Annotated in this window: 11 protein-coding genes; 6 read left to right on the forward strand and 5 right to left on the reverse strand. The window is 67.8% G+C overall.

The window, feature by feature from the left end; genetic code table 11:
* Positions 1–24: 24 nt before the first annotated feature.
* The 5 genes from C7401_RS05320 (at position 25) to lhpH (ending at position 5,670) form a co-directional block, all read left to right on the forward strand.
* On the forward strand, positions 25–969 hold the full coding sequence (locus tag C7401_RS05320) for a helix-turn-helix domain-containing protein (protein ID WP_112170325.1): 945 nt from the start codon (positions 25–27) through the stop codon (positions 967–969).
* Positions 970–994: 25 nt separating this feature from the next.
* Complete coding sequence (locus C7401_RS05325) at positions 995–1,468, forward strand: VOC family protein (protein ID WP_112170326.1); 474 nt, start codon at positions 995–997, stop codon at positions 1,466–1,468.
* 268 nt (positions 1,469–1,736) lie between these two features.
* Positions 1,737–2,858 (forward strand): OpgC domain-containing protein, encoded by a 1,122-nt coding sequence (gene opgC / locus C7401_RS05330; protein WP_112170327.1) that lies wholly within the window; start codon positions 1,737–1,739, stop codon positions 2,856–2,858.
* Positions 2,855–4,513 (forward strand): tannase/feruloyl esterase family alpha/beta hydrolase, encoded by a 1,659-nt coding sequence (locus C7401_RS05335; protein ID WP_112170328.1) that lies wholly within the window; start codon positions 2,855–2,857, stop codon positions 4,511–4,513. Before opgC ends, C7401_RS05335 begins: the two co-directional genes overlap by 4 nt.
* 149 nt (positions 4,514–4,662) lie before the next feature.
* Complete coding sequence (lhpH, locus tag C7401_RS05340) at positions 4,663–5,670, forward strand: trans-3-hydroxy-L-proline dehydratase (RefSeq protein ID WP_112170329.1); 1,008 nt, start codon at positions 4,663–4,665, stop codon at positions 5,668–5,670.
* 44 nt (positions 5,671–5,714) lie between these two features.
* Here the strand turns inward: lhpH and C7401_RS05345 are convergent, their stop codons facing one another.
* A complete protein-coding gene (locus C7401_RS05345) occupies positions 5,715–6,461 on the reverse strand; it encodes a FadR/GntR family transcriptional regulator (protein ID WP_112170330.1) in 747 nt (248 codons plus the stop codon).
* Between the two features lie 195 nt (positions 6,462–6,656).
* Between C7401_RS05345 and lhpI the strand changes: the two genes are divergently transcribed.
* Positions 6,657–7,574, forward strand: a complete 918-nt coding sequence (gene lhpI, locus C7401_RS05350; RefSeq protein WP_112170331.1) for a bifunctional Delta(1)-pyrroline-2-carboxylate/Delta(1)-piperideine-2-carboxylate reductase — start codon at positions 6,657–6,659, stop codon at positions 7,572–7,574.
* Positions 7,575–7,603: 29 nt separating this feature from the next.
* Here the strand turns inward: lhpI and C7401_RS05355 are convergent, their stop codons facing one another.
* The 4 genes from C7401_RS05355 to C7401_RS05370 all read right to left on the reverse strand — a co-directional run bounded on the left by C7401_RS05355 (position 7,604) and on the right by C7401_RS05370 (position 16,717).
* A complete protein-coding gene (locus C7401_RS05355; protein ID WP_258396899.1) occupies positions 7,604–9,445 on the reverse strand; it encodes an ATP-binding response regulator in 1,842 nt (613 codons plus the stop codon).
* Positions 9,446–9,631: 186 nt separating this feature from the next.
* Positions 9,632–11,353: a protein kinase family protein gene (locus C7401_RS05360; protein WP_112170332.1), complete on the reverse strand. Its 1,722-nt coding sequence runs from the start codon at positions 11,351–11,353 to the stop codon at positions 9,632–9,634.
* A 37-nt stretch (positions 11,354–11,390) separates the two neighbouring features.
* Positions 11,391–12,515 (reverse strand): type VI secretion system protein TssA, encoded by a 1,125-nt coding sequence (gene tssA, locus C7401_RS05365; protein WP_112170333.1) that lies wholly within the window; start codon positions 12,513–12,515, stop codon positions 11,391–11,393.
* Entirely contained in the window at positions 12,512–16,717 is a 4,206-nt protein-coding gene (locus C7401_RS05370) for a type VI secretion system protein (RefSeq protein ID WP_112170334.1), read from the reverse strand. Before C7401_RS05370 ends, tssA begins: the two co-directional genes overlap by 4 nt.
* Between the last annotated feature and the right edge of the window lie 22 nt (positions 16,718–16,739).

Below are 16,739 nucleotides of genomic sequence, written 5' to 3' on the forward strand. Positions count from 1 at the left end.
CGCCCGTTTGTTCGTGAACCGACCATGAATGCCCAGGTGCCCATCCCCGCGCTCGATCTCGCCGCGCCGCCGTTCGGGCTTCATTCGGTGTGCCGCACGCTGAGCGCGGCCAACGCCACGCTGGAGCGCTTCGCGTGGCTCGGCGACCGGCTCGCGGCGGCCGTGTGGACACGCGAAACGCGCGAAGCCGAGACCGTCTACGCGCAGCCGGGCCACCACACGCTATCGTGCTATCTCGACGGCGGCTACCGCACCGAACGGCAGAAACTGCCCGGCATTTACGGCGCGCCAAGCCGCCTGTGCGCGCTGCCGGGCGATCATGAATCGCGCTGGTGGGTGCGGGGCCACATGCATTTCATGCACCTCTATTTCCTGCCCGAGCACTTCACTCAGCGCGCCGTGCGCGAGCTCGACCAGGAGCCGCGCGAACTCACGCTGGCCGACCGCACGTATTTCGAGGACGGACGTATCGCCGAGCTGTGCCAGCGCCTCGCCAACGAAGACTGGGCGAATCCCGAAGGACTCCTGCGCAGCAACGAAACGGCCCATGAAGTGCTGAGCCTGCTGCTGCGCAGCCAGGGCGTGCGGCGGCCGGGCGTGGCGTTCAAGGGCGGCCTCTCGGTCGCCACGCGACGGCGTCTGCGCGACCATATCGACGCTCACCTGAGCGAGCCGTTGACGCTCGGCGCGCTGGCCGACGTGGCGTGCCTTTCCGAGTACCACCTTGCGCGCATGTTCCGCGCCTCGTTCGGGCAGCCGCCGCATGCGTGGATCGCGGCGCAGCGTCTCGAGCGGGCGCGGCGCTTGCTGCGCACGACCGATCTGCCGCTTGCGCGCGTTGCCGCGGACTGCGGCTATGCCAACGCGAGCCACTTCAGCCATCGCTTTCGCGATGCCTTCGGCGCCGCGCCCAACGCGTACCGCCAGGCGTTCAACCAGGCTTTGAACGCTTGCGACGCCGGCCGGTAACGCACGATGACCAAAGGAGACAACCATGGCCGAGCTTGTGACTTGCGTGTGGTTCGATGAAGGCCGCGCGCGCGAAGCGGCGCAATTCTACGCCGCCACGTTCCCCGACAGCCGCGTCGTGACGGGCCACGTCTCGCCCATACCGGGCGTGGGAGTGGGCGCGGAACTGCTGGTCGAATTCGTCGTGCTCGGCCGTCGATTCGTGGGCCTGAACGGCGGGCCCAACTTCAAGCCGAACCAGGCGGTCAGCTTCATGGTCGAGACCGATAACCAGGAAGAGACCGACCGCTACTGGAACGCCATTGTCGGCAATGGCGGCCAGGAATCGGAGTGCGGCTGGTGCCAGGACCGCTGGGGCTTTTCGTGGCAGATCACGCCCAAACGGCTGCTCGAATTCGTCGGCGGCGCCGACCGCGAAGCCGGGCGGCGCGCGATGGAAGCGATGATGACCATGAAGAAGATCGACATCGCCGCAATCGAACGCGCGGCGGCGGGATAGCCGGCGCGGCGTCCACAACGCCGCTGAAAGCCCAAACTGGCAAGCCGATGACCGCAAGATGGCGCGCGCGTCATATCGCGCATTTTTTGCGCTCCGCACGCGGCGAGCAGGGAACGATACCGGCGAGACACGCTCGTACGCGCATGGGCAGCGCAAACCGGCGAGCGCCGTAACGAACACTCACGACCCTCGTCACGCCTGCCCTGCTTTCATCGAGCGGTTCGCACGGATTCAACGCCGTGCGCATCGCCATGCTTGCGGGGGCAACATGGATTCTCGCCAGGGGCGTTCGATCGAAGTCGATTTTTTCCGCGGCATCGTGCTGATCGTGATCGTGCTCGATCACATTCCGGGCAGCGCGCTTTCGCATGTGATGCTGCACGCCTATGCGCTCTGCGACTCCGCCGAAGTGTTCGTGTTTCTCGGCGGCTATGCGTCGGCCGCGGCCTATATGGCCGTGCTCGCGCGCCGCGGCGCGAGCGCCGCGCAAGGCCGGTTCCTGCGGCGCGGCTGGGAGATCTATCGCGCCTATCTGCTCACCGCCCTGCTCACGCTGCTCACGGGCGCGCTGCTCGCGCTCCTGCATCTGAATCCGTCCGCCGCCGACCTGAGCGGCTGGGCGCCGTTCGCCACGCATCCCGTGCGCGAAACGCTCCATATCCTGCTGCTCGCGCGCCAGCCCTATTTGTCCAGCGTGCTGCCGATGTATGTCATATTTGCGCTTTGCGTGCCCGCCGTGGTGCCTCTGGCCCGCCGTGCGCCGTTCGCGGCGCTGTGCGGCAGCCTCATGGTCTGGGCATTCGCGCCGTTGTTCGCTACGCTGCTGGGCACGCTGTTCGGCGCGAACGTCGTCGCGAACTGGCCGTTCGATCCGTTCGCGTGGCAATTGATGTTCGTGTTCGGCATGCTCTGCCGCCTGCACCCCGCGCCGCCCGGCTTCAAGGGCTCGGCCACGGCGCGCTGGCTCGTACGGTGCGCCTTCGCCGCGGCGGTGGCGTTCGCGGCGGTAAAGCTCCTCATCCTGACCCAACCCATGCCCGGGGAAATGAAACAGCATCTGGCGTTCGCGCGTGTCGTCAACTTCATCGTCATCGCGATGGTGGCCGCGTATTTCGTGCATCGCGGCACCATCGCGCGCCTCGCCGCGCGCCTGCCCTCCGTCGTGACCGTGGGCCGCACGGGGCTCGTTTGCTTCGTGGGCGGCACGCTGATCTCGGTGGCTGTCGACACCGCCACGCCCCGCGCGCTGCACGGCGCGGCCGCGTTTGCGGCGGCGCTGGCCGGCGACCTCGTCGCGATCGGCGCGACGCTCATGCTCGCCAAGGCCTGGCGCGGCACGCTCGGGCGCCAGAAGGCGCGCGCGGCCGTGAACGGGGCCGGTTGCGGATGAGCCGTGCGGGCGGCGGCGTACTCGCGACCTTCAAGGCGCCGGCGCTCGCCGCGCTCCTCCTCGCCACCAGCGGCCACGCACTCGCCCAGCGCCCGGGCGCGCTGCCGCTGCATTGCACCGACCTCGCCGGCGCGCTGCTGCCGCCCGCGCGCATCGGCCTGCCGACCAACGGCGCGCTCGTGCAGAGCGCCGCGATGATCTCCGCCACCGCAAACGGCAATCTCAACGGCGACTATTGCCGCCTGACCGGCGTGATCCGCGCGCAGAGCGCGGGCACCCCGGACATCCGCTTCGAAGTGAACCTGCCGAGCCGCTGGAACGGCCGCGCGCTGCAATTCGGCGGCGGCGGCTACAGCGGCGTGGTCGTGACGGGCACCGGCCCGATGCCCTTTTCGCCCGACAACGCCCCGCTCAGGCGCGGCTACGCCACCTTCGGCGACGACTCCGGCCACAACGGCACGTCTTCCGAGGCGAACTTCGGCCTGCTCGAAGAAGCCGTGACGAACTTCGGCTACGCGCACCTGAAAAAAGCCCACGACGTCGCGCTCGCGCTCATCACGCTCGGCTACGGCCGCGCGCCGGAGCACATGTATTTCGCGGGCGGATCGACGGGCGGGCGCGAAGGCTACACGGTGATCCAGCGCTATCCCGACGACTACGACGGCGTGATCGCCAACGCGCCCGCACTCAACTTCTCCGGCGTGCGGCTGATCGGCGTGGTGGTCGGTCAGCACGAATACCGCACGCCTGGCGGCTATCTCTCACCGCCACTGCTCGAACAGGTATACGCGCGCGTCATGCAGGTGTGCGACACGCTGGACGGCGCCGCCGACGGCATCGTCAGCGACGTGGAGGCATGCCGCGCGCAAGAGCCGGAGATCATCGACTCGCTGCGCTGCACGGCGCAACCAGCGCCCGCAAGCGAGCCCGGCTGCCTCACGCCGCCACAGATCGCCACGCTCGAAAGCCTGCGCGACGGACTGCACCTGCCGTACCCGCTCGCCTGGAACGTGGACAGCTATCGCGGCTACAACGTGTTTCAGGGCACGCGCTTCACGAGCATGCTGGGGCTCGCGCATTCGGCGCAACGGCAGCCGCAACTGGGCTTCGTGTCCAACGGCTACCTGTACGCGCAGGGCGACGCCTACCTCAAGTACTTCGTCACGCACGATCCCACCTTCGATTCGACGAACTTCGACGCCGCGCGCCCCGGCCGCTATCGCGAGCGGCTCGTCGCGCTTTCGGCGACGATCGGCGCGATGAACCCCGACGTGTCGCGCTACCTGGCGCGCGGCGGCAAGCTCATCACCTTGCAGGGGCTGGCCGACGAAGTGATCAGCCCGAACCAGACGATCGCCTATTACCAGGGCCTGATCGGGCGCTATGGCGAGGAGCGCGTGGACAGTTTCATGCGCCTTTACATGGTGCCGGGCTACCAGCATGGCAACGGCGTGTTCATTCCCTCGGTGGACCTGCTCGGCGCGCTCGACGACTGGGTCACGCACGGCAACGCCCCCGAAACGCTGTTCACGACCGACATCGCGCCGGCCACCAACGGCCGCACGCGGCCGCTGTGCCGCTACCCGGCGTTCCCGCGCTATCTCGGCAAGGGCAACCTGAATAGCGCGACCAGTTTCACCTGCACGATGCCGTGACCGGCAACGCTGGTCCCGCGCGGCGACCACTGCGCGGATCATTTTGATAAAGTGCTTGCCCCAGAACCACTTATAAAATACATTGGTTTCTTTCGAACCAATCAGAAAGTCACTGGTTCGCCCTGCCTGGCCGGAGCCACCCGATACCCATGAAACCCACCCGAACGATTTCGACTGTGGAAGTCCACACCGGCGGCGAGGCATTTCGCATCGTCACGAGCGGCCTGCCGCGCCTGCCCGGCGACACCATCGTGCAACGCCGCACGTGGCTCAAGGAGAACGCCGACGAGATTCGCCGCGCGCTGATGTTCGAACCGCGCGGGCACGCCGACATGTACGGCGGCTACCTCACCGAGCCGGTGTCGCCGACCGCCGACTTCGGCGTGATCTTTCTGCATAACGAAGGATATAGCGACCACTGCGGCCATGGCGTGATCGCGCTGTCCACGGCGGCGGTCGAGCTAGGCTGGGTCCAGCGGACGATACCCGAAACGCGCGTCGGCATCGACGCGCCTTGCGGCTTTATCGAGGCCTTCGTGAAGTGGGACGGCGAGCACGCGGGCACGGTGCGTTTCGTGAACGTGCCGTCGTTTCTCTGGAAGCGCGACGTGAGCGTTGAAACGCCGAGCTTTGGCACGGTCACCGGCGATATCGCCTACGGCGGCGCTTTCTACTTCTACGTCGACGGCGCGCCGTTCGATCTGCCCGTGCGTGAGTCGGCGGTCGAAAAGCTCATTCGCTTCGGCGCGGAAGTGAAGGAAGCGGCGAACAAGGCATTCCCTGTTCAGCACCCCGAAATTCCCGAGATCAACCATATCTACGGGACGATCATCGCCAACGCGCCGCGCCACGCGGGCTCGACCCAGGCCAACTGCTGCGTGTTCGCTGATCGCGAGGTCGATCGCTCGCCCACGGGATCGGGAACGGGCGGGCGTGTCGCGCAGCTTTATCAACGCGGCGAACTGAAGGCCGGGGAAACGCTCGTGAACGAATCCATCGTCGGCACGGTGTTCAAAGGCCGCGTGCTGCGCGAAACCTCGGTAAAGGGCATGCCGGCGGTGATTCCGGAGGTCGAGGGCGAAGCCTATATCTGCGGGTTCGCGCAGTGGGTGATCGACGAGCGCGATCCGCTGACTTACGGGTTTCTCGTGCGCTGACGCTTCACGCTGCGGGAAAACGGCCTTGCCGCGCAGCGCGCCGCTCACACCGGCGCGATGTCTCGCTGCACGCGGTGAATATGCTGCTCCACGTAAAACGCGGCTGCGTCCGCGTCGCCCGTGACGATGGCTTCGTAAATCAGGCGGTGCTCGGCGACATACAGCCGGATGCGCGCGGGATCGTAAATGCCGTCGTCCTTGAGGCGCTTCCACAGCGACTGGTCCATCGTGTCGGCGATTTCCTGCGCGAGTTTCACGAGCAGCGCGTCGCCCGTCATCACCGCCAGTTGCCGATGAAACAGCCGGTCGCTGTTGTTCCAGAGCGCGCGCTGCTCGGCGTCGGCGATATCGGTGAGCGTTTCCATTTGCGCGAGATAGTGCTCGGCGAGCGGATCGCGTTGCTTGTGCGCGGCCGCCCGGCGCGCGATGGCGGGCTCCAGGATGAGCCGCACGTCCAGCGTGGCCGAGGGGCTGTAGTCGGCCTCGGCCCCATCGTTCGCCGCATCGTCGGGAGCCGTGGCGCGCGCGAGCACGTCGGGCGCGTTCCCGGACACATACGTGCCCGAGTTTCTGCGCGTGACGACAAGGCCCTCGTTCTGGAGCGCGCCAATCGCCTCGCGCACCGCCGGACGCCCGACGCCGAACAGCGCCGCCAGCTCGCGCTCGGAAGGCAGGCGCGACTCGGGCAGGTATCGGCCTGCACGAATCTCCGCGCGGATCTTTTCGGAAACCTGCTCGTAGATCTGAAGCGGACGGAAGGTCGCGGAGAAGTCGTTGCGTGCGGAAGCCATGACAGAACGTTGGAAATGTTGGTCGGCAATATACCACTTCGATGAAGGCCCCAAACCGCGCGCGGCTGGGGGCGGCATGCCATCATCCCATGGATCTTTTATAGACCACAATACGGACATCGGTTTATTTTCTGGGTTGAATTCCCGCCACGCGTGGTTTAAATTCAATCCACTTACACGACTCCCGACGCCAACATGTCCTCGCTCCCCCTCAACGCTTTCGACGCAGCGGCCACGGCCGCGCTGCTGGACTACCCAACGCTCGTGCAATCGCTGCGCGACACGATCGTGGACTACGCCGAGGGGAAAATCGTCAGCCCCGAGCGCCTTGTCGTGCCCTTGCAGGAAGGCGGCGTCATGCTCTCGATGCCGGCCACGGCCGCCGACATCGCCATCCACAAGCTCGTCAATGTGTGCCCCGGCAACGGCAAACGCCAGCTTCCGACCATCCACGGCCAGGTCGTCGCCTACGACTCGATCACGGGCGAAATGCTGTTCTCGCTCGACGGCCCGACGGTCACGGGACGCCGCACCGCCGCCGTGAGCGCGCTGGGCATCCTGTGCCTGCACGCGCAGGCACCGCAAGCCATCCTGATCATCGGCACCGGCAAACAGGCCGCCAATCACGTCGAAGCGTTCGCGACGCTGTTTCCGCAGGCCCGCCTGCTCGTCGCGGGAAAGACGACGGAAAGCACGCAACGCTTCGTCGATGCGCACGCCGAAGCCGCGCCGAATCTGCGCGCGCTCGAAGGCGACGTGCCCGACCTGGTGGATGTGGTCGTGACGGCCACGACGAGCAAGTCGCCGGTCTACACCCTGCCCGCGCGCACCGGCCGCCTTGTCGTGGGCGTGGGCGCGTTCACGCCCGATGCGGCGGAAGTGGGCAAAGCAACGGTCGACGGCAGCTTCGTGGTGGTCGACGATCCCCTGGGCGCGCGGCACGAAGCGGGCGACATCATTCAGGCCGGCTACGACTGGAGCCAGGTGCATGCGCTGGCGCAAGCACTTGAGAGCAAGCTCGCGCCCACCGCCCCGGTGTTCTTCAAGAGCGTTGGCTGCGCGGCCTGGGACCTCGCGGCGTGCCGCGCCGCACGCGTGCGGATCGGCGCCTAGGCGCGCAGGCGCAGCGCCAACGCCCGCGCTTACTGCGTCTCGCGCGTGAGGAGCTTGCGCACCCACTCGCGCAGCACGTCCACCTCGATCGGCTTGTGCAGCAAGGGGATGCCGTGCGCGGCGGCATCCACGAGCCGGTTCGGGTCGGTGTCGCCGCTCACGAGCAACGCGGGCAGGTCAGGATCGTTGTACTCGTCGCGCAGGGCTTCGATCAGATGCACGCCCGTTTCGTGGTCGCGCAGCCGGTAGTCGCTCACGATCAGCGCGGGCTTCTCGGGCAGCCCGACCACGCGTTCGAGCAGCACCGCCCGGCTCGCGCCGCTCACCACGCGATAGCCCCAGCTTTCCAGCAGCAGGCGCATGCCCGTTTCGTTCTGCGCATCGTCGTCGACGACCACGATCAGGCTCCCTTGCGTCGCATCGAGCACCGCGCGCGGCGGCAACTCGCGAGGCGGCGCGTCTTGCGCCGCGCCCGCGCGCACCGCGTTCGGGTCGCCGCGCGCCACGCTCAAGGCGAAGACCGTGCCCTTGCCTTCGATCGACTGCAAGCGCAGCGTATGCCCGAGCAGCGTCACCGTTCGCCGCACGATCGACAGGCCAAGACCGAGGCCCTTGCTGCGGTCGCGCTCGGGGTTGCGCAATTGATGGAACTCCCAGAACACGCGCTCCTGCTCGGCAAGCGGAATGCCGGGCCCCGTGTCCCACACCTCGATGCGCACCTGCTCGCCGCGCATGCGGCAGCCCACCAGCACGCGCCCCCGTTCGGTATGGACGATCGCATTGCTCACGAGATTGCGTAAGGTCCGCTCAAGCAGCACGGGATCGGAATGCAGCCACGCGCCGCTTGGGCGAATGCGCAGGTCCAGCCCCTTGTGCTGCGCCTGTGGCTCGTACTCGGCGCGTAGCTGGTCCAGCACCCGGGCGAGCGCGAACGGTTGCGCACGCGGTTGCACGACGCCCGCTTCGAGCCGCGAAAGATTCAGCAGCGCGTCGAACAACTGGCCCATGGACGTCGTTGCGCGCGCAATGTTATCGACGAGATAGCGGCCCCGTTCGGTCAGCGGCTCGTCGGCGAGCAAGCCGAGAAAGAGGCTCACCGCGTGCACGGGCTGGCGCAGGTCGTGGCTCGCGGCGGCCAGAAAGCGCGACTTCTCGCGGTCGCTGCGCTCCGCCGCTTCCTTTTCGAGCCGCACCTGCTCCAGCAGCGAGAGGTTTTCATAGCCGAGACGCAACGCGTCGACGTGCGTGCGGTGCATGCGGTGAATGAAGGCGAGCGTCGCGACGAGATAGGAGCCGCCTGCCGCGAGCATCGCGAGGTGGATGGCGGACGGCTTCAGCGCGAAGGCGATGAAGACGGGCGCGAACGCGGGCACCTCGAACGCATAGGCGGCCTCCAGTTTCATGTAGTTCGAATAGATCGCCCCCGTGCCGAGCCCAAGCAGGATTACCACGAAAAACAACTGGAATTCGAGCGGCACGACAAACGACCACCAGGCGAACGGAAAGCCCCAAAGCGCGCCCGAAAGCAGGTTGCCGACGATCGTGCGGCGCAGCCAGCGCGCGGCGGCGCCGGGCTGCTCGCGCGTATGGTCGAACCAGAGCATGGCGGCAAGGCGCCATGCGGCCACGGCGAGCGTCGCGCCAATCCAGACCCCCACTTGCAGCAGGGCCACCGCACCGCTCATCACATAGGCGCTCACGCACGCGGAAACGACGGAGCCCGCCAGCGCAAACGGAAAACTGCGCCGCAACGCGGCCACCTGGATTGCGCGCACGCGCTCGGTCGGCACGCCGCCGGTTTCGGCGGCGGCGCGGTAACGGGAACCGGCGGGCACGGGCGCGTCGCCGGGCCGTTGGGCGTCCTCCATCATGGTTGTTCCTGTCCGGGAAAAGAGGCGCTGCCGCAAACCGAAGGCCATCCGGCGGCGCTGTACGACGTCTGTAAGGTTTCTTACGCAACCTTATAGCACATCGGCGTTGCCTGGTTGCGCGCGCAACGAGGCAACCGTCGTGAAGCGCGGCGCTCAGGGATTGGCTACGCGGCGCGCGGCGTACGACTATCCGACGACGGGCGGGCGGCGTTCGATGGCTTCGACCTGGCTGATTAATCCTTCTACGTTGGCGATGGACGTTTCGAGGGTCGGCAGGAACGTGTACTGCCCCGGATTCACCTTGTTGCAAACGGCCCGATAGCGCCTCGCGATCGTCACGGCCTCCGATGCGTTCTGGCATACCGCCCGGCATAGCTGCGCCGCGACGGCGCTCCCCGGCTTCGCGTTGATCTCCCGAATGAACGTCTTCAGTTTCAGCACGCGATTTTCAAGGCCCGACTGCGCGAGGCGTGTGAGGGCAATGACGGCCAGCTTGAACTCATGGTCGCTCAACTTCGTGACGTCGGCCGGGCTTGTCACCTGCATCAGCCTGAAGGCCGCAAGCACCTCGTTACGGATCGCGGCGCTGTCCCGCGCGTCGAGGTTGCGAAGACGGGCAATCTCGCCGTGCTTTTGCTCGTACTGCGCAGGGTTCGCGAGTTTGCCGGCGAATTTCAAGGCGGCGGCGCCCACCGAACCGAATTTGAGCGCGCGGGCTTCCACGTCGCCCACGAACTGCTTCGGTTGAACGCCGCGGATTTCCGCGAAGTCCTGCACGATGTTCATCGCGGCCTCATGCGTTGCGCCGCTGTTGCGCGCAACCATGTACTTGCTGCGAATGCGCAGTGCGTCCAGATCGAACAGGCCGTTACGGATGGCGTTATCCACGCCGCCGAACTGCGCGAGCCGCTCGCGGAACTCCATCTTGAGTTCCTCGAATCCATAGCGCGATTTGAGCATGGAGTCCACACACATCGCGACTCCCTCTTGCACCCGCTTGTCGATGTTCCCCCAGTCGGCGAATGCGTCCAGCCCCTGCGCGATCTCACGGGTAGCGTGCTTGCCGATGGCGTTCTTGAGGTTCGCGGCAAACGAGAACTTTGTGCCCATTACCCTTTTGGGACTGCTCATCAGGTCATACTCGTCCTTCTTCAAACCCGGAGTCGGCGCGAAATCGTTCTGGATGATGTCCAAAGCCCATTCCCTGCGTGCCGTCACATTCGCGGGTGCCAGGTAGGTGCGCGGCTTGTAGGCCTGATTGGTCTCAAGCGAAGGCAGAACGGTGTCGTTGTCGATGGCGCTGATCGCGATCTGTCCCGTTGCGCTCCGCGAAATGAACGCGTTGCCGCCGTTCACGGTTTCGAAACGGTCGGCGTTGCCGAGCAGCGTATCGACCGCGAGGATCTTTCCCATGAGCCGAAGGAAATCGTCGTTCGTCAGGCATTCGCGCAGGAACTCGATCTTGTCTGGCGGCTCGCGTTTGTCCGTGAGTTCGGACATCGACGCGCCTTGCGCCGCCTGCATCACGATCAGGTAGTCCGCATTCACGTAGCTGTTGCGTCGAACCGTCAGGGTCGCGGCATCATTCGGATTCCTTTTCAGTTGCCGGTCGAAGTGGTAGGCGAGTATCTCGCCGATCTCCCGGAACTCGTCGCTGTCCCGCAGGATCACGCGGCTTTCGGGCGTTTGCGCCTGCCCAAAGCGCGCGAGCAGACGTTCGGCGAACAGCACGCGAGCGGGACTGCCCGTGCAGCCCTTGATGAACCGCATCGTGCCATCGCGAAGACGAAAGCGCGCGGTGCCGCCCTTGCCCCCGTCCTCGGGGATGTGGAGTTCCTGGTAAAAGCGCCAGCCCGTGAAAGCGTCGGCGGACGCGGTGTTGTTCTGGCGATGGGCCGAGGTGAACATGTTTTGTCTCCTGCTGGAAGGATGCGGCAGCGCTCGGCTATTGCCGTTCGAGCAACGCGATATAGCGCGTGAAGTCGCCTTCTTCGCGAATGATCTCGCGCATGAGTTCAGCCAGCGACATGTGCCCCCACGACACCGCGCGCCGGAGCAGATAAGGCGTGGGGCTATGCGGCTCGTGCTGCGCGAGGTAGTCGGCGATGGCCTGGAGCTGCTGGTACGCCTGCTCACGGTTTGCGATTTCACCGGCAGCGCTGGTGGCGCTGGTGGCGTGTATGCTCTGCGCCTGCGCGCGTACGTGCACGGGTGAAGGTTCGGCCGCTTCCGGGAGGGACAACACGCCGCCGCTCGCTTCCTCGCGCGCGACCACCCGTTCGCCGAGCAGGCCCGGCGCCACCCGTTCGAGCTGCAACAACGCATGCGCCACGCGAGCGAGCGAAGGCGCGTCATACCCCAGCCGCTCGTCGAGCGCGCACGTGAAGTCGCGCCATGCGTCGATCGCCTGCTGCGCATGCCGATGCAAGGCGGTGAGCGTCGCGGCATTGCCGCCGCGCGACGCATGGCTGGCGAGCACAGCGCGGGTCATCGGACCGGCCATCGCGCCATCCATCTCGTCGTCGGCGTAGACGGTCGTCGTCGCGCGCTGCCATTCGTCGAGGCTCACGGCGGGCGGGTCGCGTTCTTCGATATGCAGCAGCGGCACGTGCAGCGTAAGCAGCAGCGCGAACGCGTCGTTCATCCACACGAACGGCGCGATACGCGCGTCGATGTCGCCCGCTTCGATCAGCGGCCACGCCGTGTCCCAGTAACGCTCGACAAGCGCGATCAGGAGCCGCGTGCCCGCCACGAAACCCGCAAGCCCGTGAAGACGCGTCCACGCCTCGCACAGCCACGCCGCCAGTTGAAAGTCCTTGCTGCGCGCGGCGAGCGCTTCGCCGCACAGCGCCGCCACCGTCTGCCAGTCCGCCTTCGCGAGCGGACGCTCCCACTCGCCCATCGGCAGCGTCGTGTCGTCTTCGTGGCGAGCCTCGCGTATGCGCTGATAAACGGGCGTGTAGCGCAGCGCCACGCCCGCGCCGCCGCTTTCTTCCGGCAGCGGCGCGAGCAAGGCCTCGAATTGGGCGGCGAAATCGGGCGCCGTTTCGATCGGATAAGGCTGGTTCATAGCACGGTCCATTCCGGCGCGCGCGCCGGGAAGCCGCCGGGCCACGGCAACGGCGTTTTCTTGCCGGCCGGCATGAGGGTGATGCGCAGATACACGCGTCCGCGCGCGTCCTTCGGCAATGCCGCGAGGTCGGCCGGATTCGCCACGCCCAGCGGGAAATCGAAGCGCAGCAGTTGCGCCGCGCCCGCGCCGCGCGCGCTCGCATCGGGCACGCGCTGGCGCGCGATGAACGTGATCAGCGCCCACGGGTCGTTGAACTGCCAGGTGAGCGTGCGGCCGTCCGTCGTGTACGGGCGCTGCTGCGCATCGGCCACGGCGGTCAGTGGGGAGTCCTTCGCAAAGCGCAACACGAGCGTGACGGGCGAGCCGTAGTCCCAGTGCAACGTATGCGAACCTTCGGCCGTCGATACGATTTGCGCGCCGCTCGCCAGCGTCCAGTCCATCAACTGGTTCGCCGCCACTTCGCCGCCCCGGTTCGCACGGAACTCCACGTTCACGTCGTAACCGGCGCTCGCGCCGTCGTCGGCGGGATACAGCGGCGCAAGCAGCGCTTTCACCTGATCGAAGTCGTCGACGAACTGACGCACGTTGGCCGTGGTCGCCAGCTTGCGGCCGTTCGCGCCCGCGTCGCGCAGCAGCGCCGAGATCGGCTCGTAACGGCGCAGCACCTGGCCCAGTTCGCCATAGTCGGCCATGCCGGGGTCCGCGCGGTTCGCCACGCTCATCATGCTCGCGCTCGTGCCCGCGAAGGGCGCGCGCCCCGCCACGCTCTGGTTGAACGCCGTTGCAAAGCCGCCCCATTGCTGGCGCAGTTCCAGCGCATAGCCCTGCGTGCAGCGCGCGAGCAGGCTCGTGTAAAGCCGCGCGTGCAGCGCGGCGAAATAGTCGTCGCCCGCATTGCCCGAGGGACGGCCGCCGAACTTCGCCATGCAACCGCCCGCGCCGTTCTCAGCCGACACGGTCTGCACGAACTGCTCCAGCATCAGCAGGCTGCTGTTCGGGTTCTTCAGGCGATAGCGGTCGAGGTCGCGGTCAATCGCCTGCCAGCGCTGCGCGAGCGGCGAGGCGGCGTCGGCGGGCGTGAGCGCGGCGAGGTAACGCTGGGCCTGCTGGCCGAGCGCCTGCGCGCGCGCCGCCTGCTGCTCCAGATACGGTCCCACCGCACCGCCGTCCGGCACGCCGAGCGCCGCGAGCACGGGCGAAGCGGTGCGCGGCGCTTCCCACCCGCCGCTCGCGCGCGTCGCGTAGAGTTCGGAGCGCGTGAGCGCCTGATCGACGAGTTGCAGGTGCGCCATCGCGTCCTGCGAAACGAGCGTGTCGAGATCCTCGGCCTGCGCGTTCGCGCCCATCTCCGCGAGCAACGCCTTGATGCGCACGAGGCGCGGTCGCACGGCGTCGAACGCGGCGCTGTCCGCCTCGCCCATCACGGGCGTGACGACCGCCGCCGCCGCGGTCTGGTCGCTCACGAGCCGCGCGAACTGGAGGTCGAGCGCGCGGCCGATGGCGGGCTTCACGGCTTCGGGCACCTTGGCGAGTCCTTCGTCGAGAAAGCGCTTGCGCACGTCGCCGAGCGCGAGCGCCTGGTCGAGCTGCGCGCGGTCCCAGACGAGCGTGGAACCCGCGGGCACGGACGGCATGGCGAGGCCGCGCGGCGCGACCATGAAGGGCTGGTTCAGCAGTGCCGCGAGACTGTCGCGCAAGGCGAGGCGCGCGGGCGCGAGCGTATAGCGCACGTCCTTGTCGCTCCAGACCACGCCGCTGTCCACGCCGCCGAAGCGCAGCGCGAGATCGCTTCGGAGTCCCTGGAACGCCGCCGCGTCGCGCGTGCGGATGTCGGCCGCCGCGTCGGGGCCGAGCAGGCGATTCTGGGCCACGCGCGCGAGCGTGCGCTCGTACACGGGGCCGGGCGTGAACGTGGCTTGGCGCATCCAGTTGCCCTTGCCGGAGGCGAGCAGGTCCTGCTGCGCGTCGATGCCCTCGACGATCGCGCGGGCGTGCGCGCCCAACTGCGTGAAATTGCCCATCGCGGCGTCCGCGCCCGAGAGCCCGCCCAGGTTGGACGTCACCGTGCGCTCGGCCGCGAGCAGCGGATTGTTCGTGAAGAGGCGCGTGTCCAGTTGCGCCGCGCCCTTGCCGAGCGTGCAGCGCAGCGCCTGCTGGAGCGGCGGCAGCGCGAGCGCCGCCGATGTGTCGCCGCGATACGGCGCACGGCCGCCGGCATCGCGGTAGAAGTACGGCAGCGTGCCCGCCAGGTCGCCTTGCAACTCCGCGCCAAGCGCATAGCGCACGACGGTGCGCAGCGCCTCGGCGTTGCCGGGGGCGGGCCGCCGCAGGCTTTGCAGGGCCGCGAGCGCCGTATCGAACTGATCGACCGCGCCCACGTATTGCTGGAGCGTGCGCATCTCGGGCAGATCGTCGATGGAAAGACCGCCCGCGCCGGGCACCCGCGCATCGGCACGCGCTCCCGGCGGCGCGCAGTCGTCGCCGATGATCAGTTGACCCGTGCTCGGGTCGAGCGCGACGCCCGTCAACTGGCTCACGCGCGCGAACATCTCACGCTGTAGCGCGCTCACGGCGATCTCGCCGAACTCGCGCTCGAAGCGCTCGCGCACGCGCGCGTCGAGCGAGTCGACGACACGCCACGAGCCGGGCATGAACACCGTCGCGCCGGGCTGGGCGCGCAACTGCTGGTTCAGCCCGATCAGCGCGAGCGCCTTCGCGCGGTACCAGTCGGCGGGCAAGTCGAGCCCGCGCTGGGCCGCCGCCGCGCGCTCGGCGGCGTCGCTGCGCAATTGCCCGAGCGCCGCGACGAGTTCGCCGTTGCGCTGGCCCAGTTGCACCGTCGCCACGACGAGGCCCACGCCCCACACGCCGAGCACGGCGATGCCGCCCCAGCGCAAGGCCCGGTTCAGCACGGGCCGCGCGAGGTGCTGCGTGCGCGAGGGCCGCGTGAGGCCGTATTCGAGGAAGATCTTGCGGTCGAACAGGTCGCGCAGGAACGCGGGCTGCAACATCAGCGCGTCGAGCGGGCCGCCCGGTTCATGGCGGTCCGTGCGGTCCGTGTGTTCGTCCGCGCCGCGCTGCGCCGTCTCGCCCGTGGCGAACTCGGCCGCGAAGCCGGCTGCGAAGTCGGCCGCCATCAGCGCCTCGGGCTCGACCCACGGCAAAGCCGCCGCTTCGCGCGCCTGCGCGGCGGCCTCAGGTGCGCGCTGCGCGAACTCGCTGCTGTCGCCGGTCAGGTAGATACCGCGAAAGAAGAACGGCTCATGATAGGCGCTCGGCCGCAGCAGTTCGTCCACGTAGAGCTGGAGTTGCGCCTGCATCGCGCCGATGCGCGAAGGCAGCAGCAGGCATTCGCGCGCATCCAGATGGCCGGTGTCGAGCGCGAACAACTCCGCGCCCGTGTCGGACACGGCGCGCTCGATGCTGCTCATCGCCGCCCCCACCCAGTCCGACTGATAGGTGGTCGAGAGATCGTACGGCGAGGACCAGCCGAGCATGCTCGCGCGCAGCGGCTCGGGCAACGCGCGCGCGAAGGCCGCGAAGCCCGTGAGCGCCTCGCAGCCCGTCACCACCACGTAGACGGCAAAGCGCATGGCAAAGCGGTTTTGCGCGAGCCAGAGGCGGCGGTGCGCGAGCTTAGCGCGGCGCACGAGTTCGAGGCGCGCGTCGGCGTCTTGCGCGAGCAGCATCGCCGCGGGCACGGTGATCACCACCGAGTCGAACGGCCGTTGCTCGCGGTAGCTGCGGCACAGGCCGAGAAACTCGTCCCAGGGCTTTTCGTCGCCGTCTTCGTCGGGCGAGCCCAGATACACGGCCTGAATGTCGATCACCACGCCGCGATCGAAGAAGTGCCACGAAATGCCCTGCGTGGCCGCCGTGCTCGCCGCCTCCGCGCTCAGCGCGCTCGACACCCCCGCCTGGGCGATGGGCAGCGTGCGCGCGTCGTCGCCTTCGTTGAGCACCATGACCCACGGAATGTTGTAGCGCTCCGCGCGCGAGGCGATGTTCGCCTCGATCAGTTCCACCGCCTGGTGAAACGTGCTGCGCAGCGAATCCGCGCGCAGCCGCACGACCTTGCGATCGGCGGCGGGCTTTGGCTGCCCGTGGCGCATGGCGAAATACAGCACGGCGCCGAGCACCGCGCAGACCACGAGCGTGAGCGCGGCGATGGAGAGCAGGAAGAGATTGCTGGTCAGCATCGCACCCTCCTTCCGCCCATTA

The organism is Paraburkholderia unamae, assembly GCF_003268775.1.
Lineage (GTDB): Bacteria > Pseudomonadota > Gammaproteobacteria > Burkholderiales > Burkholderiaceae > Paraburkholderia > Paraburkholderia unamae.